Below are 23257 nucleotides of genomic sequence, written 5' to 3' on the forward strand. Positions count from 1 at the left end.
ATGATAAGCAATAGTAAAAAGGAGTTTATCCTTAATAGAATATGCATTTTCGTAGGTCAAGATCTTGATCCTAATTCAGACTCAGAAGTGGCCAGTGTATTGCAACGTCGATTCGACATACGTTTGCCGCAAAGACGTTCAATGGATGAGTCCCTTGCCTCTACTACCAGTGATCACGAGATTATCAGTCTCATATTGCAGTATCGTGCTTTAGATAAATAATACATAAACCATTTTCTCTTTACTGCTTTATATAAATTAATGCAGCTTAGCCAAATACCTTTTTTAGGTGCTTATTAAGATCTCAGTGAATGTTTTAACAGCCATATTGCAAACATGGATGGGTATAAAGGGAGTGGAAAGCCATGGATAATTTAATCGAAGCTGATATTGATTGCCCTTACTGTGGTGAATCTATTAAGGTGATGGTTGAGGTGTTGGAAGAAAGCCAAGAGTACATTGAAGACTGTCAGGTTTGTTGTCGACCTATTGTTTTCAGCATTTCTGTTGGCTTTGATGGCGCACCTGTTGTTAATGTCCGTTCTGAAAATGAGACTTTTTAAGTTATTTATAGGCCTTTAGTAGGCATAAACTTGTTGGTTATATTCATTGGCCCACTGGGTCATTTGCTCTGCACTCATCGGTTTTGCAATGAAATAGCCTTGCCCAATATGACAACCCATATCGATTAAAGCTTGCTCGTGATCCATGGACTCGATCCCTTCTGCGATTAAATTGTAGCTAAAGGCCTGACTTAGGGCGACAACACAGGTAACAATAGAGCGATCTTCCTGATTAGATAGAATATTTTTGACAAAACTACGATCTATTTTTAAGGTGTTCAATGGCAGTTTTTTTAAATAGCTGAGTGATGCGTAACCGGTACCAAAGTCATCTAGAGCCACGCTCACGCCCAATTCACGACAACCTTTTAATATCTCGACAGCATTATTAATATCGTGAATCGAAACCGTTTCTAGGACTTCTAACTCGAGTCGTTTGGGGTCTATGTTGGGAGTATGTTGTAGCAATAGATCGAGGCGCTCTACAAAGCCTTTGCTAAGTAAGTGAGCTGGGGCAATGTTGACACTAACGGTTAGGTTCATATCTTGCCATAGGCAGTTTTGTTTAAGAGCTTCTTGTAATACCCATTCCCCGATTAATATACCGATGTTTGCGTGTTCTAATGCAGAAGAAAACTCCGCAGGATAGAGTAACCCCAGAGTTGGGTGATTCCAGCGTATGAGGGCTTCAACGCCGATCAACTGGTGGTTTATCATGTCTACTTGAGGTTGGTAATGGAGCACAAATTCATTATGGAAGATACCTCTTTCTGCTTCCTGTAATAAGGCTCTGCGCTGATGTTGGCGCTGTTCTTCTTCTGGATCAAAAAAGAGTACATTATTACTGCCTAGGCCTTTTGCTTGATACATGGTTTGGTCGGCACGACGTAGTATGGTGTCGGCATCTAAGCTGGTGTTACCCACCATAGCAACACCGACACTGGCTGAGACCTGCACTAAGCTATCATATTCTGTGAGTTCGATAGGGGCATTGATCTGTCGAATAATACGGTTAAGAAAATAATTACATTCGTCTGTGTTTGACATGTTTTTCAGCAAAAGCACAAACTCATCACCACCAAGGCGAGCTAGAGTATCACCTCTACGAATGATTTTTTTTAGCCTGTTAGCAATGGTGACTAGCACTAAATCCCCAGTATCATGACCATAATTATCATTGATGGGTTTGAAGTTATCTAGATCAAGAAAAGCAACCGCAGCGACTTCAGAATGGGTAATGCTTTGTTGTAATTTTTTCAGTAAAAGGGGGCGACTTGCTAGCCCTGTTAAGTTGTCATAATGGGCCATATCATGGAGTTTTTTCTCGAGCTCTGCGCGGTGAACGGAGCTTAAAATAGCACGTACTAGTTGCACATCATTTAATTGGTTCTTTTGTAAATAGTCACTCGCTCCTAGTCGCATTGCTTCCGCTGCTACGTTTTCGCTTCCTAGGCCAGTTATCATGATAACGGCGCAATGGCTGCCAAGTTTTGTGCGTATCATATTGAGTAAGGAGAGCCCTGAAATTGCTCCTAGACGATAATCTATGATGACGCAGTCATACTCATCTTTGTTGAGGTAGGTCATTGAGTCTTCGATTGAAGAGGCTTCAGAAATACTGGCGTTAATCTTCGCTTTACGTAGCATGCGCCGTATACGCTCACGATCAACATCGTCATCGTCAACAATGAGTAATTTTAATGGGGTGTCTTGTAGAACTTCCTTGATAACCATTACTTCTCCTAAGCTAGTTAGTTAGCTCAACGGCATTTCTATAGGTATTTAATAAACTGGCTAATTTTGCAAACTGCGGCCCAACTGCAGATTTGACCATGTAGCCAGCGACGTTGTTGTGATAAGCGCGGGAGCGGTCATTGTCTTCATTGGAGGTACTTAAAATAAAAATGACGGTGTTTTTTAGCTTGTTATCATTGCGAACGGCTTCTAGGAACTCGAAACCATTCATTACTGGCATGTTTAAATCTAATAACACCAAGTAGGGAGCGCGTAGTACTTTATCTGGGTGTTGATGATTCAGAATATCAATGGCGATTTGACCATTTTCAGCCCAGATAAGACCAATATCTGGTGCGGCTTTCTTAAGGCTACGCATGACGGATTCAGCAGCGACGTCATCATCTTCTACTAGTAATACGGTTAAATTTTTAATCATGAGTATCCTTTCTTAAAAAACGCGGCCACCAAACATGAAAGGTGACTCCTCTTTGATGATGATTAGATTCAACACTGATGCGACCTCCATGGCTTTCTGCTAAGCGTCGACTAATGGAAAGGCCAATGCCAGTCCCAGTGCTGCCTCGTTCATTGGACGTGGCGGTTTGAAATAGTCGAAAGATACGCTCATAGGCAGCTTCTGGAATACCTGGGCCATCATCGCAAATGGAAAAGTGGCAGAGGTTATTCTCGGCACAACAGCGGATTAATATTGTTCCTTGGTCGCTGTCGTGGTGTTTGATGGCATTGCTGATTAGGTTACGAATGACAGTTTCAAGTGGTGTCCATGAAGAGACAAGCGTTTTTAATTGGATGTCTCTTTGCAGGGTGATGCCGTCTGGAATAGATAACAATTCTACAACGTTATCCAGCAGGTGGTTTATATCCACAACTTGCGTATTTGTCGTTGCTTGACCTGCTTTTGCATAGGCTAATAGGTTTTCAATCAACTGTTCCATACGCTGAATGCGAATATCGATACGATTAATATTGTTTAATACATCAGGTAAGGTTTCATCGCCTAGGTCTTCTTTAATCCATTCTAGTAAGTCAGCAATACCTCGCAATGGCGAGCGCAGATCATGGGAAGCCACATAGGTGAATTCCTCTAGTCTGGTGTTGTTTTCACGTAACTCTATTTCCATGCGCTTACGTTCAGTAATGTCCAATAGAGAGACCAGCACCATGTCTTGGTTATTTTCATCTTCAAAGGGGCTTAGGCCAATTTCCACGGGAAACTCTCGCCCATCCTTATGCAGTGCTGTCAGATCTCGGCCTACTCCCATCATGCGCACACTGGGGTCTTGATGAAAAGAATGACGTAAACTGTGATGCTTGTGTCGGTAGCGTTCTGGCAGTAATACTTCCATTGGTTGGTCTAATAATTCGTCTTCACTATAGCCAAAGCAGACGCAAAGTGAGTGGTTCGCTAGACGGATTATGCCTTTTGAATCAATGGCCAAAACGCCATTTGGAGCCGATTGGATAGAATGCTGAAACATTTTGTTTGCACGCAATCTTGGTGTTAGGTCTATGAGTGTTGCTAACACAAGAGGTTGCTCCTGCCCTTGCACAGGGTTTAAGCCAATTTCTATCGGAATTTGTGAACCATCTTTACGCTTGGCGTAAAGCTCTTTTCCCACGCCCATTTGACGTTTTCTGGGGTTCTTAAAGAATTGGTACATGAGGTTTTTGTGATTCGCTTGGAATTCAGTCGGAAGTAATGACTCTATTTCCATACCGCTTAATTCTGCGGCTGAATAACCTAGTATGTGGGCGAGTTCATCATTGACTAAGATAATATTGGCGTGAGTATCGACGACCATGGCCCCCATGGGTAAGTAATCGATTAATTGGTGTAAAAAAAACACTCTATCGACCGGGTGCTGGTTATCAAAAAGATTTGTACTCTCAGTGGGCTGAGAATGATCCATTAATCTATTCCATTAAAAAGAAGTCTTCATAATGGATAGACTAGTCGCTAGGTAACATCAAATTATCGAGCGATAAGATTTGTTAATAATAGTATCTTCTCTCGCTTACGTTTATTAACAAATCTTATAGAGCAGGAGGGTTAAAGTTTTTCGATTTTGTAGCCACTTGCGGTGAGTTGAGTCAAAATGCTGTCTGGGCCTGCTAGGTGCATAGTACCAACCATAATGAATTCAACCGTTTTATCATCTAACATGCTTTTAATATGAGGCATCCAGTTGTTATTTCGGTCAACTAAAAGTGCTTGATAAATTTCAGGGTAATCGACGCTAAAATCTTTTATGCCGACTTCTGCCATGGCTTCTATGTTTCCTTCGCGCCAGTTCTTACGTAGTGAGACCATGGTTTCTGGTAGTTCTCTAATATCTTGTAACGCATAGTCAATCATGGCGCTTTCATCTTGGGAATTCAGGTCTGCGAGCATTTGTATTTGTGCGTCAGGCTCTTCTAGCCAAGTTTGCTCTTTGTTATCCTGAAGGGCTTTATTGGAATAAAACTCATCGACTCCTTCACTGGTAAAACCTAAGCGTTTGAGCTCTATTAATCCTAAAGAAAGGGCAATAGAGCTGGGTTTTAAATGTTGTATGGCAACCGCAGGGATATTGCGTTCTCGTAAATATTGCTCAAGTGCGGAGTAGGTATTTGGATTAAGTACTTGCTTGACTGTCGTGCCGTCTGAGTAAGAGAGTTTCATCATCATCTTTTGCCGAAAGGCTCGAGAGTGAAGGGTAATAATATCGGTTTCGAAAACGACTTTATCAGCAGCTTGGTAAGCTTCTTCATATTGTGTTGGCAGCGGATAATCTTCTGGACTGAGAGTATGGATGGTGCCACCGATATAAAGTGTATGCTGATCTGAGCTCACCTTCCAGACTGAGGCGGCTTGGGTTTGAAGTGCAGCAGTGGCTAGTAGCAACAAACTACATTGTTTAATAAGCATTAAATTAATCCGAATCTATATTGGTCTATCAGCGAAAGACCAAGCATAACTTGTCTATCTTGGGTTGGGCAATGTATGAAACGACACTTGCATTGTTTATCCTGAAAGATCTAATTTTTATCGTATTTCATTACAATATAAAGGGGTTTTAGGGCCATGGGGGGATTTCTCAAGTTATATAATTTGCATTTGCTAACAAATTCACAGTGTCGGGCCTTATTTCGGTGTCTAAGGGGTGACCTTTCTGAGACCATTGAACAAATATGATAACGATAAATAGGAAGGAAAAATGATTACAGCTTTATATGCCTCAATATTAGCGATTTGGATCTGTTGGTTGGTGATTCAAGTGGTGAAAGCGCGCTATAAACATAAAGTGATATTAGGTGATGGTGGTGTCGATGAGTTGCTAATAGCAAGGTCTGCGCATGCTAATGCAGTGGAAACCACTCCTCTTGTCATGATTTTACTTTTTAGCTTTGAATTTAATGGCGGCAACTTTTGGTTAGTGAATCTATTTGGCGTTGTTTTTGTCGTCGCTCGCTTGCTTCATAGTAAAGGTATTTTGTCTCAGACCATAAAATATCGCCGATTGGGTATGCAAACGACACTGGCTGTTATTTTGGCGCTGGTGGTTGGCAACTTGATTTGCTTACCCTACCAAGAATTTCTTAATTTTTAAAAGTATTGAGTACTGACACTTCATTTATTTTAGGAAAAAACATGAATTTAGATAAAGCGAAAAAGCGTATCGCTAAGAAAGTTAAAATGGGTTTTAAAGGTTTTCCGCAGTTATCCTTCGCTTACTATGGTGAAACGGCAGATAAGGCGACCGAAGTGGTGGTGACCTTCACCTTAGATGAAGACGCCGAGCCCCAAGAGCAACGCTTCTCTGGGGAAAATGATGTACGTGAAGATGAAGTGATTCAATCGGCTTTGGTAAAAATAATGGAACGTACCGATGCCAAAAGCCTATTGGAAGTGGAAGGTGTTGCTTTGTTAGGTTGATTTGCTTTTTGGTCTAAAGCGTTGGAGATGGTTATGAGATGGATCGTTGTGAAAGAACCGCAACGTGGAAATGATTACTGAGTCGTCGTTGCTGCTGGAGCAAAAGGACTTATTTGCACCTTATCTAACACCTTGATGGCGATATTCATACCCGCTACGGCGGGTTTTTTTATGCGGATGGTATCACTTTTTAGGTAAGCTTTGTTTTGGCTGGGGAAGGGCGGGAATATCTTAAATATTTCAATTTGGTTAATGAAATAGGCAAGAAAAGTTAATTCGTCAATGTGTGGTTAATCTTTATACAGAAACGCGCTTTTGGAGGGTAATTCGCGACCATTTTTTGTAAAAATGGTGGTAGCATTGCGCGCTTCGTATCTAGTGTTGATCCCATGACGCTCGGTTATTTGTGTTCTATTGGACGAATAATGTGGGGCGTATTTGATCTGTTTTAACTGGCTGACGATAGGGTGTTGCTAAATTCAGCATCCGAGTTGGCCCATTGTAAGAAAGATGTTGTCTGCTTTATGAAAAATCAAAATACAGCCTCCCAAAAAACTATGTCCTCTTCGTTCGTCTACCCAAATATGAGATTGGCTTTTGTGCTGCTCATTACCTGTTTTGCGGCCTGGGGCGTTGCCGCTAATATGACGGACCCGCTTGTAAAAGTATTCAGTAAAATTTTTACTATGAGCACCTTAGAGTCGGCCCTAGTACAGTTTGCCTATTATGGTGCGTATTTTTGCTTGGCGTTACCAGCGGCATTTATTAATGCTCGATACTCTTATAAGGCAGGAGTATTAACCGGACTTGGCTTGGCCATTTTAGGGGCGTTTACCTTTTACCCTGCGAGTGTTTCCATGACCTATGGCTTTTTCTTAGTCGCCTTATTTATTCTAGCCGCGGGCTTGTCTATTTTAGAAACCTCTGCCAACCCTTTTGTCATGACCATGGGGCCAGAAAGCAGTGGCACACGTCGTTTGAATCTGGCGCAAGCTTTTAACCCTGTGGGGACTAATCTTGGTGTATTTTTAGCCGCGACCTTGATTTTGCCTAATTTGAATCCCGCAACAGCGGAGCAAAGAGCAAGCATGGCGCCAGACATGTTAAGAAGTATTCAAACCATGGAATTGAAAGCTGTAATGACGCCCTATGTGGGCATGGCTTTTGTTCTGGTGATTATTTGGTTGCTGATCTTTTTAATGCGTTTGCCTAAGTCACAGGTGGATGCTGGGGTGACAGGTGTTAAACCGGTTCCGGAGATTGACTTTGTGGCTATTTTTCGACGCTTAATAGCAAAAGGTCAGTATCGTTGGGGGGTTGTCGCGCAGTTTTTTAATGTGGCTGCACAAACTTGTACTTGGACTTTCACCATTCAATATGTGCAGAAAACCTTGGGTGGGAGCGAGGTAAATGCTTCCGATTACCTGCAATATAGCTTGATTATCTTTTTGGTATCGCGCTTTGTGATGACGTGGTTGATGGGCTTTTTTCGTCCCGCTGTGTTGTTAGCCATATTGGCCTTGATGGGCAGCTTACTGTGTTTATACGCGGCTCTTGTACCAGGTCTTTCCGGTATTTGGGCTATTGTTGCTGTGTCGGCTTGTTTGTCATTGATGTTCCCAACTATATACGGCATTGCTTTGAATGGTTTAGGTCAAGACACCAAATTTGGCTCCGCGGGCTTGGTGATGGCAATTCTTGGTGGCGCGATTATGCCCTTAGTACAGGGGGCCGTTATTGACGTTTATGGTGAAGTGGTTTCTTATGTGGTGCCTGCGATATGCTTTTTGGTGGTGGCAGGTTATGGCTTTTTTACCATGAAAAAGGCGCAATATTAAGGCGACGACGCTACTCAGTCTTTAGGCTAGAAAAGAAAGCTCTACATTTGTAGGGCTTTTTTTATTCGTCAAGTTTAGTGTGTGAATCGAGAGGGTAAACTTATTGTTTATCCTTATAAAAGTAGGAAAGGGGGTATTTTTAAGGCATTCGGTAGTTAAACTATGAGGTTCTTTTAGGTAATGGACAAATGATTGAGAAAAGTAGATATAATCGCTTCGCTTTTAGTTGGTCGTTATTTTTCTAAGGATTTGTTGTGTCTAATGTCTCTTCAGAGTGGTTTACCCGTCGTTCTACGGTTTTTAGCCTCGCTATTTTATGTACCCTACTGTGGGGAAGCTCTTATCCTGCGATTAAGACAGGTTATCGTTTATTAGAAATTCCTTCTGATGATGTGCCTTCGATGATGGTGTTTGCTGGCATGCGTTTCCTGTTGGCGGGTATTTTCTTGCTGGTATTGATGCGTTTGATCGGTCGACCCAATATAGCGATGAGTTGGAAAAATGTGCGTCAATTGACAATATTAGGCATCACCCAGACCAGTCTACAATATGTATTTTTCTATATTGGAATCGCGTTCGCTACAGGTGTAAAAGCATCGATTATGAATGCCACTGGGACTTTCTTTAGCGTTATTTTGGCGCACTGTATTTATCAGAACGACAAATTGAACCAGCGTAAAATACTGGGTTGTATCGTTGGTTTTGCGGGTGTGTTCATTGTCAATTTTAGTGACTCATTACTGACCATCGATTTTGCTCTAAAAGGCGAAGGCGCGATTGTGATGGCGGCCTTTATTTTGGCAGCAGGCTCCATTTACGGTAAGAAGGTGTCGCAACATATGGATGCCATGCAGATGACGGCTTGGCAGTTGAGTATTGGTGGTGTAGCACTACTGGTTGCAGGTTTTGCTTTTGGTGGTCAGCCGGGGCATTTTGATACTAGCTCTGTATTATTGTTGATGTATTTGGCGCTGTTGTCGTCTATTGCGTTTGCCCTATGGAGTTTATTGCTGAAATACAATCCAGTCGGCATGATCACTATTTTTAATTTTTTAATTCCTGTTTTTGGCACCATGCTATCGGCCTTGTTTTTAGGCGAAACCATTTTGGAATGGAAATATTTAATCGCTCTAATATTAGTCTGTAGCGGTATTTATTTAGTTACTCGAGTGAAGGTTCGTTACTGATTTATGATTGTTTACTTGCTGAAACAAGAATATTCCAGCAAGTAAACCACAACATGCTAGCCCCGCCCATATCCAAACGTGTGACACGTTAGTCGATGACAACAACCAGCCTGTGCTTATGTTACCGAGAAACGCATACAAGCCGCCGATGCAAGAGTACAAACCATAATGGCTGCCTAGTTCCTTAGCAGAGCAAAATTTAGGGACATAGGCTCCCAGAAGTGGAAAAACCAACATAGATCCAATACTAAAAAAAGCTGCACAAAGCATAAAAGGCAACGCGGGAAGGGAGGAAAAGGATAACGTCAGCCATAGATAACCCATGCCCATGATGCTCATTCCCAGACCCATACCCAGTGCCGTGCCTAGCCGTGCTTCGACAAAACGGCTAATCGGCATTTGCATTAAGACGCCCATAATAGAAGAAGTGGCAAACACCCAAGTGATGATGCTTACATCCTGAGTGACGTTTCTTACTTCGTGAGGAATGGCAATATACAGCTGGTGGAACAAGAGATGATAAACCGAAGAGCAAAGCACAAAATACATAAAGGCTTTATGGGTCAGCATCCTTGCCCATTGTCGCCAAAAGGGGATGACAATGTTAGTTGCAGAAGCGGCTGATAAGTCGGTTTGCTGTGAGGCGAGTTCAGGCAAGTAACGCCATTGGATAAGCAGAAGCGCGGCAAAAATACCTGAGGAAAAGACACCGACCCAGAGAAAATCCACATAAATGAGTGCTAATCCAACGAGAGGGCCGAGTAACATACCCGCTTCTGAGGTGAGGCTTTGCAAGGCAAAGACCTTGTCTCGGGATCTTTGTTCTGGGTATTCAGAGGCTAAATAGGCTTGGCTACTGGGGGTAAAAAGCGCCCCCGCAAAGCCAGATAAAAACGCTCCGAGAATGAGAGCAGGAATGCTTTCTCCTATGCCTAGCAAGGCAAAGCCAGCAATGCGAACGGCACAACCAAGTAATATGAGCTGTTTATAACCGAGCCTATCCCCAAGGGTGCCGCCGACTAAAAAAAGCCCCTGTTGACTTAATACGCGCAGGCCTATGATCAAGCCAACATACCACCCGCTTATGCCCAAATCATGCTGAAGGTGGTCGGCAAGATAGGGTAGCAACATGTAGAAGCCGAGATTAAAGGTAAAGCCATTAATCACTAATACTCGGCCAGCCGGAGACAAGAACAGCCAATTTTTCATTAAGCGATGAGAAAACATGGTCTAGTAAAGAATGCCTTTATGGAAGCGTGACTTGTTGAAGAAGAGCATCAACACGTTCGGGCTTTAATGCCACTTTTGAACGCAGTCGTTTCGATTTTTTGTTAAGGGTTTCCATGTTGAGTGCATTGCCAACTTGGATCATCCCTATCATGCCCATCATAAGATGAGGTGGGCAGTAATAAAAATGCACACCTTCATTATTGAGTAGCACAGTGTAGGCTTTATCGATAGGCGATTTCCATTGCTGATCGCCTTTTGGCACCACATAAGATTGAGCATTGTGGCCGCTGTGAGTCGGCACAAAGGTCACACTATCGCCTATTTGAGCTTGTATAAACGAAGGTTCGAACGTCATGCTGCCTTCATTTCCATAGTTGAGCATTTGCACCTGCCAGTCTTTGGCGAAACTTGATGTACAGGCTAAGAGCAATGCAATGGATGCCATTCCTTTAAACAAGGCTTTCTACCTCTTTGCTTGAATGCTTAGGTGTTGGTGATAATGGAGCACTGTTGTTTTTTCGGACTGTGCGAATGAATGGAATGCCTGAGCTATCTTTGGTGATTTGAGCATCCACCTTGTAAACTTCTTTTACCAGTGACGAGGTGAGAATGTTGTTTGGGTGGCCACTGGCGACCACATCGCCATCTTTTAAGACCAACAAGTTATCAGCGTATTGGGCGGCTAAATTGAGGTCGTGTAAGACCATGAGGGTTACCCAACCTTGCTGTTTAGTTTGAGTGTCTAGGTGGTCCAGTAACACATGCTGGAAATGCAAATCCAAAGCGCTCACTGGCTCATCTAACATGAGGATTTTAGGCTTTCTCATCAGGGCTTGAGCAAACAAAATCATCTGACATTGACCACCACTGAGCTTGTTAACGTCACGGTTAGCAAGGTGCAGTAAGCCGATTTTATCGAGGGCGCTTAGTGCTTCTTTGATCAAGGAATCGTCTAAGCGTAAACCGAGGGAATTCAATTGTCCTAATAACACCACCTCTAAGACGCTTAACTCAACATCCAAACGAATGTCTTGTGGCATATAACCAAATTGCTTTCGCCAGTGAGAAAGTTGCTTGCGCTGTAACGCGTCACCAGCAAATAAAATATCACCAGACTTGGCTTGAATATCACCAAATAAGGTTTTCAGTAGGGTGCTTTTACCTGTGCCATTGGGGCCAATGATGACGTTTACTTTGCCTGCTTCTAGGGAAAAAGACATGTCTTTGGCAAGTACTAGGCTATCTAACGCAACATTGAGTTTATTAACTTGTAACATGCTTTAGCGCCTCTTTCCTAAAATCAGCCAGAAAAAGAAAGGTACGCCAATGATTGCGGTGACAATGCCGATAGGGAAGAGCGCACCGGGTACGATGACTTTGGATAATACCGACGCACTAGAGAGCAGAAAGGCGCCGATGATAAAAGACAAAGGCAAGAAAAAGCGCTGGTCTTCTCCCACTAACATTTTAGCGATATTGGGCGCGACGATACCGACAAAACCAATAATGCCAACGAAACTGGTGACGGTGGCTGTCATGATAGCAACGATAAACAAGGTTCTTAAACGTAGCTGAGAGACATTCACCCCCAAGCTTTTTGCTCTTTCTTCACCGAGTCGTAACGCGGTCAGTTTCCAAGCGTCTCGAATTAAGAAAAACATGCAGATTGCTGTGACGCCGATGATGATCGACAGGTTTGACCAAGAGGCCTTTGATAAACTGCCAAATAACCAGAAGAGAATTTGCTGACTTAATTCAGGTGAAGAGACAAATTGTACTAATGACAAAAGTGACTGGAACAGAAACAATAGCGCGATACCTGCCAGAATAAGTTGGCCAGAACTGATGTGTCGCATGGTAGCAAGGGCAAACAAAAATGTGGCTGCCAACATACAGCAAACAAAAGCGCCTAATGGCACGGCAATATTTGTATCGATTCCCAAGGAGCCGAAATACAACATGAGTGCGGCACCAAACCCTGCCGCCGCCGCCATGCCTAAGGTATAAGGACTCGCCATGGAATTATTCAACAAGGTTTGCATTTCTGCACCGCCTACCCCTAGTACTCCCCCTACGACAACGGCCATAATGGCGATGGGCAAACGCAGACTAGTCACGATGACTTTGGTCGTGGGGTCAACCTCGACAGGGAAACCGAGTAGGTTAAGTAGGGCATTAGTGACTTCTTTTACATTGAGCAAAGAAGGGCCGGTGGCAATGTCCAGCACAAAGGAGGAAGCAAGAACAACAAGTAGAATGCTGATAACAGACCAACGGCGCTTTTCACTGCGCCGTTGGGTTGAAATCGCATCAGCCATTAAGTCTGATTGCATGGGTAGTGGATCCGTTGAGTAATATATTACTCAGTGATGTTGACGGTAAAAGTACCTGTTGGTGTAACGGGTAGGTATTTTTTATAGAAGTTTAAATACTCTTGCTCTGGATTAACGTCTTTGAACAAGCTTGGGTACATGGCCTTCGCTAGGAACTGAGCCATAGGCGCGTCCAAAATGGAACGGGATGCGCCTTGGTAAATACCATGTACTCGGCCATTTTCTACGGCTGGCATTTGTTGCCATCCAGCACGAGTTTCGAAACCACGTAAGCGAGACAGCGCGAGTTTTCGGTCAATGCCTTGGCCCATAGGAAGTGCTTCGCCTTTTACGCCAGATTCCGTACCGGATAGGAAAACCACTTCAGGCTTAGAGGCCAATACTTGTTCAGGGTTCATCGGCCCCCACCATTCAACGAAAGGGGCGGCAATGTTGTCGCCGCCCATGGCGGTTACCATAGCGCCCCACATGTTTTTGCCATAGGTGAAGCTGTATTGGCTTGGGCCTTTATTACCAAACTCTATATAGGTACGTGGCTTAGGCAAGTTAGCTTCTTTTATACGTTGTCGAGTCGATTCAATGGTTTGCTGGTATTCAGAGGCGATTTGCTCAGCACGTTTTTCTTGCCCTGTTAGCTGGCCAATAATGTGAGTGCTTTTTATATGGCGTTCTAGTGTTTGCGCATTGTAGTCAACCACTATAATAGGAATGCCTGCGTCTTCTAAACGGTCGACATCCATACCAAGGCCTTTAAACTGCCAATCGGCTAATAGAATCACACTTGGTTTTAGGCTTAAGACTTTTTCGATAGAGAAAGTTTGCGCTTCTACTTCACCCACATCAGGAATGTTTTTTAGAGAAGGGCGGTAGTTTGTATAAAGATCCCAGCTTGCAGGACGCCAGCCCTTCCAAGTATCTAGCGATAAACCAACGACATTATCGAAGGCTTTTTCAGTGCCAATGGCCATATAGTCTTCGGCATAGAAGCCCAAAATAACGCGTTTAGCTGGTACATCAACGTCGACTTGTCTTCCTAACACGTCATTAATAACTTCCACTTTTGCTTGTGTGGCCCCAGTGAAAATAGTTAAGCCTACTAGGGTAAGAAGAGTACGAAAGTTCATTTAAACAACCTTTTTCAATTAAGAATGATTTTTGTTTGGCATCATACTGACGGGGAAAAAATTAGCAAGAGATTTATTGATATGAAAGATGCAGTTGATAACCATAATTAAAGGAGTGTGCTTTTATGGCCGTATGTTATTTACTATTCTAAGGAAATTATAACAATCCACTAGCCAACGTTAATGCAATTGATTATCATCTATTAAAATATGGTATTGATAATCATTATCGTTAAGTGAGGTGTGTATGGATATTACCTTTCCAGACTATGCTGCTTCTTCGGCATCTGGTCAGTCTAAAACGGACATGTTTTTGTTTAATTCGAATGTTAACCTTGTGCGTGCGCGTGGTCTTAGTCAGCGTCTTTCGTTGCCGATTCTTTCTCCAAATTTCAATCAAGAAGTACAGAACCTCTTTAAACAAGAGACAAGCAAAGGAAACCCTAATCCTATTCTGGTTGGCGCGATTCCGTTTGATATGAATCAACCCGTAGCGCTCATTGCACCAGAATTGTCGGAACGGGTGACACCATTTGCTTCTAGCTTGTCTCCATTTGTTGATAAGGATTTCTCCCATCAGGTGGCAGAGCAAAGTTTCACGCCAAGCTATAAGCCCTTCTTAGGAATGATTGAACAGGCGCTTGCTACTTTTAAAAATGAGAGTCTAAAAAAAGTAGTATTGTCTAAAATATTGGACCTCACTCTGGATAAAACAGTCGATATTCCTCGTTTACTCGCCAATATTATGGGGCAGAACCCTAAGGCTTATCATTTTAGTATGCCGCTTGAAAACAGCGTCTTGATTGGCGCCAGCCCAGAATTACTTATTAGAAAACAAGCAAACAAAATATTTTCTAATCCACTAGCCGGATCAGCCAAGCGACTACAAAATGCCGAGGCTGATCGACAAGCCGCGGAGACGCTTGCTCAGTCAGTAAAAGATCAGTATGAACATCGCTTGGTGGTTGAGTCCATTCGATCTTCATTGATGCCATTAGTAGAAAGTATGAAGATAGAGGCCGAGCCAAGTCTTATCTCGACGCCAACCATGTGGCATTTATCCACCCACATTGAGGCGACGCTGGCGGCTGATAATGAATTCTCTATTTTTGATTTCATCAAGAGTATGCATCCAACTCCTGCTATGTGTGGTACGCCAACCTTACTTGCTAAAGATCATATTGAGACGCTAGAGCCTCATCAACGAGGCTTTTTTAGTGGTCTTGTTGGCTGGTGTGATGCCCAAGGTAATGGAGAGTGGGCGATTGCCATACGCTGTGCGGAAGTGTCTGCTAATAAGGTAAAACTGTTTGCTGGCGCCGGTGTGGTTCCCGATTCAACGCCGGAAAGTGAATGGTTAGAAACCAGCGCAAAAATGCGCACTATGATTAATGCATTTGGAATAAAGGAAGGCGTGATATGAGTATTGCCTATACACCGTGGCCAGAAGCCTTTGCGAAAACTTATCGTGAAAAAGGTTACTGGACGGATCGCCCATTGGAGGACCTGATCGACAATGTACTTCTTACGAATGCACGTATTCAATATCAAAAAGTGACAGCAGCATGATTAATCCTCTCGATTTTTCAGGTAAAACCGTTTGGGTAACTGGTGCTGGTAGAGGTATTGGTTTAGAGGTGGCGAATCAGTTCACCGAATTGGGTGCAAAAGTCATCGGCTTTGATCTGATGTTTGATGAAAGTGCCTATGGTTTTGATTGTGTTGTTTTAGATATCAGCAACGAAAAATCGGTGAAGCAAGCGGTACAGCAAACGTTTACTAATTTTCCGGTATTGGATGTGCTGGTAAATGGTGCGGGCATATTGCGTTTAGGCAGCGTTGAAGAAACCAGCCTTGAAGATTTTAAACATTGTTTTAATGTGAATGCGGGTGGGGCGTTTTTGATGATCAAACACACCATGCCGAGCTTCAAAAGCCAGCAGCATGGTGCGATAGTGACTATTAGCTCGAATGCCGCCAAGGTGCCGCGACAAAACATGGCTGCGTATTGTGCATCGAAAGCCGCTTTGTCAGCGTTAAGCCATACTGCTGCGTTAGAACTGGCGTCCTATGGCGTGCGTTGTAATGTGGTTTGCCCTGGTTCTACAGACACGCCAATGCAACGCTTGTTATGGACCAGTGACGAAGCAGAGCAAAACACCATAAAGGGTTTTCCTGAGCAATATAAACTGGGTATTCCCCTTGGTAAAATTGCGCAACCGAGCGATATTGCGCAAACGGTATTGTTCTTTGCGTCTTCTATGTCGAACCATATTACCATGCAGGATGTGGTGGCAGACGGCGGGGCAACCTTAAATGCCTAATTGCTAGCACAACAAAACACTTTAAAGTATAAAAAAAGCTCGGTATGACCATCATACCGAGCTTTTTTATAGGGATATGGATTCAATGAATAGTTATCATCGAACTCAAATACACCTTACTGGGCTTGGATTTTTAAATGTCAGTCACTTTATTTTTAAAGCGGGGAGCTTGATAGGCTCCGAAAGCGAAGCGAGTATCGTCAAGCCCACGGGTTACGAAAAGTGGCGAAGTAAACGCAAAGAGACCTTCTTAGCAGGGCGACTGGCGGTACGTGATGCACAGGTGTGTTTGAAGGTGCCAACTGTCCCTATTGTCAAAGCTGCAGGTGGCTCACCTGTTTGGCCGAGCGACTATACTGGCAGCCTTTCTCATACTGATAGCCAAGCTGTTGCCGTGTTACTTTCTAAGTCACAAAGCATTGTCAAAGGTATTGGCATAGACATAGAGTTAATCGCCAGCGCCAACCAGTTAGATGCTTCTGACATGATAGGAATAGCGTCGGAATTTCAGCTGTTGAGTGACCTTAATGAAGGGGGGTCTATAGAAAAGCCTTTAGCGACCTTGCTCTTATTTTCATTAAAGGAAAGTCTCTACAAAGCACTTTATCCCATTGTTGGAGAGTTCTTTGATTTCCTCGATGCAGAGCTCATTGGTGCTGAAAGCGACAGCCAAAACCAATTCAGCTTGCAAATAAAACGAGATTTAAGTGATCAAGTGCAAAGCGGGTTTTTAATAAAAGCTGGTTTTATAGAGCAAAACGGAAATTTACTGACTTGGGCTTATTGGTAGAGACACTGTTCTTTTTTTGCGACCTGACAATCATGCATTACTAGAAAAGGCGAATCCTCACGGATTCGCCTTTTTTTACCTAGTGTAGGTGTCTTATTGAAATGACTGGTTACTGGAAAATGCAAAACGCCTATTTCATTTTAGAACCTAGGCGTTTTTCTGTCGTTAAAATTCCATCGCTGCTGAAAGCGTTAGCGTACGGCCTTCAACAAGGCCTAGATCATTATAACTTGCTGCTGACCAAGTCGCTTTGTCCATTAAGTTATCGATATTGGCTCGAATGGTTAAAGGCATTGTATTAACAGTCGTCGAGTAGCGCGCTCCTAACCCGTATATGGTGTAGCCCGGTAAGGATCGCACATTGTCATTCTGTAGATATTGTTTAGAGACAGCATTGGCCTTAGCGATTACCGTCAGATTCTGAATATGAGGCATATCCCATTCTGCTCCGAGCTTAGCCTGCCATTTTGGAACACCAGCAGCCTGATTGCCTTCAGTATTGCTATCGCTCGCCGCTGTTATTTCAGCGTTAATATGGGTCACACCACCCATTAGGCGCACATTTTCAACGGGTGAGCCAAAAAAGCTCCATTCAGCACCTCTGTTACGTTGCTCTCCATAATATCCAAAGATATTAGTGTCGGTGTCAGTATAGCTATCAGGTTTTTCAATTTCATAAAGACTAACAGTATGAACAAAGTCACCATTATCTAGCTTTAGACCAATTTCCTTTTGCTTAGTCTTGTAAGGGGAGAATATTTCACCGGCATTGTCTGCACTTGTTGGTGCTGTCGCCCCTTTACTTAGCCCTTCTATGTAATTAGCATAGGCAGACACGCTATCGGTCAATTTAACCAGTAGTGCCGCAGATGGTGTTATAGCATTTTCATCGTATAATGCACCTGTTGATAATAGTCCCCCCGTTTGTTCAGTTTTGACCTCTTGATAGCGTGCCCCTAAAGTCAGTTGATATTTATCATCCATGAAAGATAATGTATCCGCTAGTCCATAGCTTGACAGTGTGGTTTCTGTTGTCGTGAGTAAGGGGGCATTTAAGTCTAAATCAGGCGCTGCGCCCCATACTGGATTATAAATATTAGTAGAAAATGTGCTAGCAAACCTCGTACCGTATTGATTGGCTTCTTCTTCATAGCGGGTTAGATTTGCCGCTATTTGATGGTTTACATTTCCTGTTTGGAAATGGCCGTTGAGTCCCATTTCCATAGAAACTTTTTTCCTATCATCGTCCACATACCCAAGGGGGTTATTTATGTCTCCATTTGAATTAGATATTGTTGCTCGATCCGCACTGAGCCCTGCATAATCCCATTTAGTCATTCCTATAGAAGCATAAGCGGTCAGTTGCTCATTTATATCAAATTCCCCGCGGGTTATTATCCCTTTCGTTTCTGAATTATAGTAAGCCCAGCTTGGGTTCAATAAAGTATTTGTATTTGGCGGGCTTGGAATATCAATACCTGTAGCAATATTTACCCCCCGAGTTGGAGCATTGACCTGTTCTTCAGTACGATAAAAGTCAGCAGATAGTCGAACTCGCTCTCCGCGCCAATCTAGTGCTATTGAACCTAATTCTGACTCTTTTTCTTGAGAGTCTATGGTGCCGTCACCACTAAGGTAAGCGCCGTTAATTCGGACGCCAAATTGTTCATTTTCACCATAGCGACGGCCCACATCTAAATGTCCGCCCAGCTGTGAGTCTGATACATATTGGGTCGTTAATCGTGTTAGTGGGTCATTACCTGCTCGTTTGGTTGTTAGATTAATGGAACCACCCAAAGAGCCATTGGGTGCCATACCATTGAGCATGGCGGATGGGCCTTTTAATACTTCAACACGCTCATACATTTCCGTGGCACTGCGGAAATGAGGCGCCATACCGGTTAAGCCATTGACAGTGACATCGTTACTGTCTGAGGTAAAACCTCGGATAGAATAGCTTTCACGACTTTCTCCACTGATATTGTTGCTATGAATAGAAGCGTCAGTGGCGCTTATGATGTCAGTAATATCTGTGGCTTGTTGGTCTTCGATAAATTTATCTGTATAGCTAATAGCGCTAAACGGGGTGTCTAAAGCATCTTTATTACCCAAAAATCCAGCGTGATTTGTTTCCAGAATTTGTCCATCAGTAGCGGAATAAATTGGATTTTCTTCACGCGCGCCCTCTACCGTAATTTCTGGAAGAGCAGCCGTCTTTTCGTCACTCGCTTCCTGTGCATAAGTAGAGGAGCTGTATACAAATACTGCTCCAATAGTCATACCTAAAGAGAGTGTATTTTTTGCTGACATTAGAGTGTTACGTGCAAAAGGTAGACTTTTTTGTATGTTCTCCTGTTCGCTATTACTTTTATCATTTGGGTATTGAAGTGGGTACATAATAAACATCCTATTGTTTTGATTAAAGATTACATTTAAAGGTAGTAGTAAAAGCATAAGCACTAACAATAATCGTTAGTATTTATGGATTAAAAACACCCTTGTTGGTTTTTAATTAAGTTATTATTTACTTGTGTTTCTGGTATTAAATGGTGACTAAAAATTGCTTTGATAGCCTTTCCTAACATCGTCAAGCATGATTTTTATTGACGTTGGACTTGCCGCTGCAATGTACCAAGCATCCGCATCAACAAAAATGACACGGCCATTTTTCCATGCTTTTGTCTGGCGAAGCAGTGGGTTGCTAACGTCATCAGAATTTATAACAGAACGACGTTCCATAACGGCTGTACGGTCTACAATATAAATAATATCGGGGTCCGCTTGTTGGATAAATTCACTGGAAATAGGCTGACCATGTAGCGTGGTTTCTGTCATTGTATTGGCAGGTTTCACGCCAAAATCATTAAAGATAAAGCCATAGCGTGATTGCTGCCCGAAATTTCTAAAAGCCCCGTTGTTATGCAGAACGATAAGCGCCTTTTCAGAGCGGTCTTTTGTAATATTTCGCACTTCGTTAATTTTACTCTCTAACTGCGCCACTTTTTTTTGAGCTAATTCTTCTTTATCAAAAATTTTTCCTAGCGTTAATAGGTGATTTTCTACGGTAACGACATGTTGGCTCTGACTATTTCTGAAATTCACATCAAAGTGTAGGGTCGGTGCTATTTCTGCTAGTTCTTTATAAATAGCATTATGAAGTGGTGTCATTAGAATGAGGTCCGGTTTTAGTGTATGCACACGTTCCATATTGGGCTGAACGATAGCGCCTAAATCCTGTACGTTTGGATCATTTTTATACTGGGTAAGGTAATGTGGAACATAGTCTTTCACCATGCCAGCAATTGGAATACCTAGCTGATCTAAAAAATCCACCTCGTTCATATCAAGTGCGGCAACCCTCTGTGGTCGTTTATCAATGACTGTCGTTCCAAGCTCATGTTTAATGGTGATCGGCGTTTCAAGAGTTTGTGAAACTTGCTGGTTTTCAAGCGTTTTTTCTTCACAGCCTTGCAATGTGGTAGCCACTAAAATGGCGAGAGCACAAGCCCAGCCTACTTTATTTAAGCTCATATATTTCTCCTTTTAATTGAAGTAGTTGCATAAACAACCACGTTTGCTACGAATAATTTCAAAATTAAGTTCGTATAGGTTTCCTAAGTTTGTTTCTGTCACGACTTGTTCTGCTGGCCCACTAAAGCTAAGAGCGCCATTTTTTAGGGCGACGATATGATCAGAATAATTGGCTGCAAAATTAATATCGTGAATAACTAAAATGACGGTTCGTTTCTGTTCATCACATAGACGACGTAAGGCTTGCATTATTTGCACGGCATGTTTCATATCAAGATTATTTAGGGGTTCGTCTAGTAGCAAAACATCGGTTTGTTGAGCAATGGTCATGGCCAAGAAGGCCATTTGTCGTTGGCCGCCACTTAATTCATCTAAATAAGCATGACGCAAATCTTCTAAGGCCAAAAAATCAATGGCCTCATCAATGATTTGGCTATCCTGTTTCGTTAAGGAGCCACGGCTATAGGGGAAGCGTCCAAAGGAGATCAGCTCTTCTACCGTCAGGCGAAGATTAAAACCTGGCGATTGACGCAGTGTGGCAACATGATGAGCGTATTCGGCAGTACGGATATCACTTATGTTTTGACCATCAAAGGATACATGGCCACTACTGGGTTCCAACAATTTTGCCATCATCATTAATAGCGTGGATTTTCCGGCGCCATTAGGCCCAATTAATGAGGTTATGCAGCCCTTTGGAAACGCTAGGCTGACATTGGTAAGTACAGACTTTTTTCCATAGTCTTTATGGAGGTTATGAACGGTAATCATGAGGTCCCTCTAGTACGAGCAATCAGTGTGAGGAAGTAGATACCACACACAAGATTAACAAGAATGCTAACGCTGGTTTTATAGTTGAATACATGCTCGACAAAGAGCTGGGCCACTAAAAATATGATGATAGAAACGGCACACCCTATAGGTAATATGACTTTGTGCTTATTACTGCCCGCAAGTGCGTACGCTATGTTGGCAATGAACACTCCCATAAAGGCGGTAGGGCCGATTAAACTGGTGGAAACAGCAACGAGTATGGCAATTAAAGCGAGGTATAAGCGGACGTATTGTGGATGGTTTACCCCAAGAGACATGGACTGTTCGCGACCGAGTGACAGCACATCTAACACTGGCAATGTCTTGCGCCCAATCCACAGCACGACGGCGACGGTTAGGACACCATAGAGTAGTGTTTCAGGGTTAGATCTGTTGAATGAGGTATAACTCAGTCCTTGAAAGATTGAGAACTCACCAGGGCTAATACTAAGTTGGATATATTGTGTGGCTGTGCCGAGCACCATGGTCAACACTAAGCCAAACAGCAGCAGCATATAGACGTCATTTTTACAGCGGGGTAAAAGCCAGTAATGAAGTGCCCATGAATACACAAGCATTAGGGCGATGGATATTAGGAAGTTGCCATTGACGCTCAGCATAGCTAGCCCATGGGCACCTAGAATGGAGAGCAAGAGTACTTGCCATAATAAATAGACAGCCTCATAGCCCATCACAGAAGGGGCTAAAATACGATTTCCCACAATGGTTTGGAATAAAATGGCTGAAAAGGCTAAGCAAATACTCCCTAGTACAATCGTGGTTAGGCGCAGTAAACGCTTGGGAATTAAATAGTCAAAATCTAACCCTGACCCTATCAATAAGAAGGTAAGCGCTAATACTAGGATGAGTATTGAGGTGATCCAAATTTTTACAGTAGTGTTCATCTAGCGCCCCTCATGATCAATATAAGGAACATTACGCCGCCTACGCCACCTGCGGTAAGGCCAATAGGGACTTCGAAGGGGTAAAGGATTAAGCGTCCAAAAATATCACAAAGCAGCAATAGGCAAGCGCCACCTAAGGCAACGATAGGTAAGGTTCGTGATAAGTTTTCACCGTATTTTAGCGCGACTAAATTGGGTATCACGAGGCCCACAAAGGGGATGGCTCCGATAGTGATTACCGATGCTGCCACGGTTACGGCAACCAGTATGAGCCCTAATGCGGCTGTTGAAGCATAACCTAGCCCCAAACTGGTAGACATCTCCTCGCCCATACCAAGTACTGTAAAGCGGTGGGCATAAAGGTAGGCTAGTATGATGATGGGCAAGATAATATAAATAAGCTCGTAATGACCCTGAACGACTCTTGAAAAGTCGCCTAACAACCAACCTTGCATACTTTGCAGAATGTTATTTTTATAGGCATAGAACTCTGCTATTGCACTCAGTACGCTGCCATACATCAATCCTAGAACAGGGATCAGTACCGTATTTTTAAATTGAATACGGCTAATGATGGCAATAAAAAGCAGGCTTGCAGCAAAACAGAAAGCCATAGCGAATAGCATTTTACTACTCGTGCTGGCCCCCGGGAGCATGGTCAACGCAACCAAAACCCCAAGTTTTGCCGCATCTAAACCACCAGAGGTAGCGGGTTCAACAAATTTGTTACGGACAATGTGCTGTAGGATGACACCACTAACAGATAGGCCTACTCCTGTTAGTACTAATGCAACTAAGCGTGGTATGCGGCTTGCCGTTAAGGTTAACCATGCACTTTTAGAAGAATCGAATACATCAGACCAGACTAGTTGCTGAGCGCCAATCATAAGAGAGGCGATGCATAGCATGGCAAATAAACCAGATAACCGTAACATCATGAGAAAT

24 protein-coding genes are annotated in these 23257 nt (G+C 43.0%); 10 read left to right on the forward strand and 14 right to left on the reverse strand.

Features of this window, described 5'->3' with window-relative positions; genetic code table 11:
- The gene (locus I8J31_RS16685) at nucleotides 1–222 is read left to right on the forward strand and encodes a hypothetical protein (protein WP_199469722.1); all 222 of its coding nucleotides are present in this window, start codon (nucleotides 1–3) and stop codon (nucleotides 220–222) included.
- Nucleotides 223–365: 143 nt separating this feature from the next.
- Nucleotides 366–563, forward strand: coding sequence for a CPXCG motif-containing cysteine-rich protein (locus tag I8J31_RS16690; protein ID WP_199469723.1), 198 nt, complete (start codon nucleotides 366–368; stop codon nucleotides 561–563).
- 15 nt (nucleotides 564–578) lie between these two features.
- Here the strand turns inward: I8J31_RS16690 and I8J31_RS16695 are convergent, their stop codons facing one another.
- The 4 genes from I8J31_RS16695 to I8J31_RS16710 all read right to left on the reverse strand — a co-directional run bounded on the left by I8J31_RS16695 (nucleotide 579) and on the right by I8J31_RS16710 (nucleotide 5229).
- Nucleotides 579–2297 carry a GGDEF domain-containing response regulator gene (locus I8J31_RS16695; protein WP_199469724.1) on the reverse strand — a complete coding sequence of 573 codons (1719 nt, stop codon included), beginning with the start codon at nucleotides 2295–2297 and terminating at the stop codon, nucleotides 579–581.
- Between the two features lie 13 nt (nucleotides 2298–2310).
- Complete coding sequence (locus tag I8J31_RS16700) at nucleotides 2311–2736, reverse strand: response regulator (protein ID WP_199469725.1); 426 nt, start codon at nucleotides 2734–2736, stop codon at nucleotides 2311–2313.
- The gene (locus I8J31_RS16705; RefSeq protein WP_199469726.1) at nucleotides 2729–4231 is read right to left on the reverse strand and encodes a sensor histidine kinase; all 1503 of its coding nucleotides are present in this window, start codon (nucleotides 4229–4231) and stop codon (nucleotides 2729–2731) included. The genes I8J31_RS16700 and I8J31_RS16705 overlap by 8 nt, the downstream gene beginning before the upstream one ends.
- 140 nt (nucleotides 4232–4371) lie before the next feature.
- Nucleotides 4372–5229 carry a TraB/GumN family protein gene (locus I8J31_RS16710; RefSeq protein ID WP_199469727.1) on the reverse strand — a complete coding sequence of 286 codons (858 nt, stop codon included), beginning with the start codon at nucleotides 5227–5229 and terminating at the stop codon, nucleotides 4372–4374.
- Nucleotides 5230–5518: 289 nt separating this feature from the next.
- On the opposite strand from I8J31_RS16710, the gene I8J31_RS16715 reads away from it, so the two are divergent.
- From I8J31_RS16715 to I8J31_RS21140, 4 genes are all read left to right on the forward strand, one after another.
- Nucleotides 5519–5911, forward strand: coding sequence for an MAPEG family protein (locus I8J31_RS16715; protein ID WP_199469728.1), 393 nt, complete (start codon nucleotides 5519–5521; stop codon nucleotides 5909–5911).
- A gap of 41 nt (nucleotides 5912–5952) precedes the next feature.
- Entirely contained in the window at nucleotides 5953–6237 is a 285-nt protein-coding gene (locus I8J31_RS16720; RefSeq protein ID WP_199469729.1) for a hypothetical protein, read from the forward strand.
- Between the two features lie 524 nt (nucleotides 6238–6761).
- Entirely contained in the window at nucleotides 6762–8075 is a 1314-nt protein-coding gene (gene fucP / locus I8J31_RS16725; RefSeq protein WP_199469730.1) for an L-fucose:H+ symporter permease, read from the forward strand.
- A gap of 254 nt (nucleotides 8076–8329) precedes the next feature.
- Nucleotides 8330–9262, forward strand: coding sequence for a DMT family transporter (locus I8J31_RS21140; RefSeq protein ID WP_199469731.1), 933 nt, complete (start codon nucleotides 8330–8332; stop codon nucleotides 9260–9262).
- Here the strand turns inward: I8J31_RS21140 and I8J31_RS16735 are convergent.
- The 5 genes from I8J31_RS16735 to I8J31_RS16755 are packed head-to-tail and all read right to left on the reverse strand — an operon-like array spanning nucleotide 9233 to nucleotide 13949.
- Complete coding sequence (locus I8J31_RS16735) at nucleotides 9233–10489, reverse strand: MDR family MFS transporter (RefSeq protein ID WP_199469732.1); 1257 nt, start codon at nucleotides 10487–10489, stop codon at nucleotides 9233–9235. The two genes, I8J31_RS21140 and I8J31_RS16735, sit on opposite strands and share 30 nt — an antisense overlap.
- Nucleotides 10490–10508: 19 nt before the next feature.
- Entirely contained in the window at nucleotides 10509–10949 is a 441-nt protein-coding gene (locus tag I8J31_RS16740; RefSeq protein ID WP_233402861.1) for a pseudoazurin, read from the reverse strand.
- Nucleotides 10942–11769, reverse strand: a complete 828-nt coding sequence (locus tag I8J31_RS16745) for an ABC transporter ATP-binding protein (RefSeq protein ID WP_199469733.1) — start codon at nucleotides 11767–11769, stop codon at nucleotides 10942–10944. The genes I8J31_RS16740 and I8J31_RS16745 overlap by 8 nt, the downstream gene beginning before the upstream one ends.
- 3 nt (nucleotides 11770–11772) lie before the next feature.
- Nucleotides 11773–12825, reverse strand: a complete 1053-nt coding sequence (locus I8J31_RS16750) for a FecCD family ABC transporter permease (RefSeq protein ID WP_199469734.1) — start codon at nucleotides 12823–12825, stop codon at nucleotides 11773–11775.
- Between the two features lie 26 nt (nucleotides 12826–12851).
- Entirely contained in the window at nucleotides 12852–13949 is a 1098-nt protein-coding gene (locus I8J31_RS16755; RefSeq protein WP_199469735.1) for an ABC transporter substrate-binding protein, read from the reverse strand.
- Between the two features lie 247 nt (nucleotides 13950–14196).
- Between I8J31_RS16755 and I8J31_RS16760 the strand changes: the two genes are divergently transcribed.
- The 4 genes from I8J31_RS16760 to I8J31_RS16775 all read left to right on the forward strand — a co-directional run bounded on the left by I8J31_RS16760 (nucleotide 14197) and on the right by I8J31_RS16775 (nucleotide 17063).
- On the forward strand, nucleotides 14197–15372 hold the full coding sequence (locus I8J31_RS16760) for an isochorismate synthase (RefSeq protein WP_199469736.1): 1176 nt from the start codon (nucleotides 14197–14199) through the stop codon (nucleotides 15370–15372).
- Complete coding sequence (locus I8J31_RS16765) at nucleotides 15369–15518, forward strand: hypothetical protein (protein ID WP_199469737.1); 150 nt, start codon at nucleotides 15369–15371, stop codon at nucleotides 15516–15518. Before I8J31_RS16760 ends, I8J31_RS16765 begins: the two co-directional genes overlap by 4 nt.
- Nucleotides 15515–16273: a 2,3-dihydro-2,3-dihydroxybenzoate dehydrogenase gene (gene dhbA, locus I8J31_RS16770; RefSeq protein ID WP_233402862.1), complete on the forward strand. Its 759-nt coding sequence runs from the start codon at nucleotides 15515–15517 to the stop codon at nucleotides 16271–16273. Before I8J31_RS16765 ends, dhbA begins: the two co-directional genes overlap by 4 nt.
- A gap of 85 nt (nucleotides 16274–16358) precedes the next feature.
- On the forward strand, nucleotides 16359–17063 hold the full coding sequence (locus I8J31_RS16775) for a 4'-phosphopantetheinyl transferase family protein (RefSeq protein WP_199469738.1): 705 nt from the start codon (nucleotides 16359–16361) through the stop codon (nucleotides 17061–17063).
- A gap of 165 nt (nucleotides 17064–17228) precedes the next feature.
- Here the strand turns inward: I8J31_RS16775 and I8J31_RS16780 are convergent, their stop codons facing one another.
- The 5 genes from I8J31_RS16780 to I8J31_RS16800 all read right to left on the reverse strand — a co-directional run bounded on the left by I8J31_RS16780 (nucleotide 17229) and on the right by I8J31_RS16800 (nucleotide 23250).
- Nucleotides 17229–19460: a TonB-dependent receptor gene (locus I8J31_RS16780; protein ID WP_199469739.1), complete on the reverse strand. Its 2232-nt coding sequence runs from the start codon at nucleotides 19458–19460 to the stop codon at nucleotides 17229–17231.
- A gap of 156 nt (nucleotides 19461–19616) precedes the next feature.
- Entirely contained in the window at nucleotides 19617–20594 is a 978-nt protein-coding gene (locus I8J31_RS16785) for a siderophore ABC transporter substrate-binding protein (RefSeq protein WP_199469740.1), read from the reverse strand.
- Nucleotides 20595–20606: 12 nt separating this feature from the next.
- Nucleotides 20607–21365 (reverse strand): iron ABC transporter ATP-binding protein, encoded by a 759-nt coding sequence (locus tag I8J31_RS16790; RefSeq protein ID WP_199469741.1) that lies wholly within the window; start codon nucleotides 21363–21365, stop codon nucleotides 20607–20609.
- The gene (locus I8J31_RS16795; protein WP_199469742.1) at nucleotides 21362–22312 is read right to left on the reverse strand and encodes an iron chelate uptake ABC transporter family permease subunit; all 951 of its coding nucleotides are present in this window, start codon (nucleotides 22310–22312) and stop codon (nucleotides 21362–21364) included. Before I8J31_RS16795 ends, I8J31_RS16790 begins: the two co-directional genes overlap by 4 nt.
- On the reverse strand, nucleotides 22309–23250 hold the full coding sequence (locus I8J31_RS16800) for an ABC transporter permease (RefSeq protein ID WP_199469743.1): 942 nt from the start codon (nucleotides 23248–23250) through the stop codon (nucleotides 22309–22311). The genes I8J31_RS16795 and I8J31_RS16800 overlap by 4 nt, the downstream gene beginning before the upstream one ends.
- Nucleotides 23251–23257: the final 7 nt, after the last annotated feature.

The organism is Marinomonas transparens, assembly GCF_016463975.1.
Lineage (GTDB): Bacteria > Pseudomonadota > Gammaproteobacteria > Pseudomonadales > Marinomonadaceae > Marinomonas > Marinomonas transparens.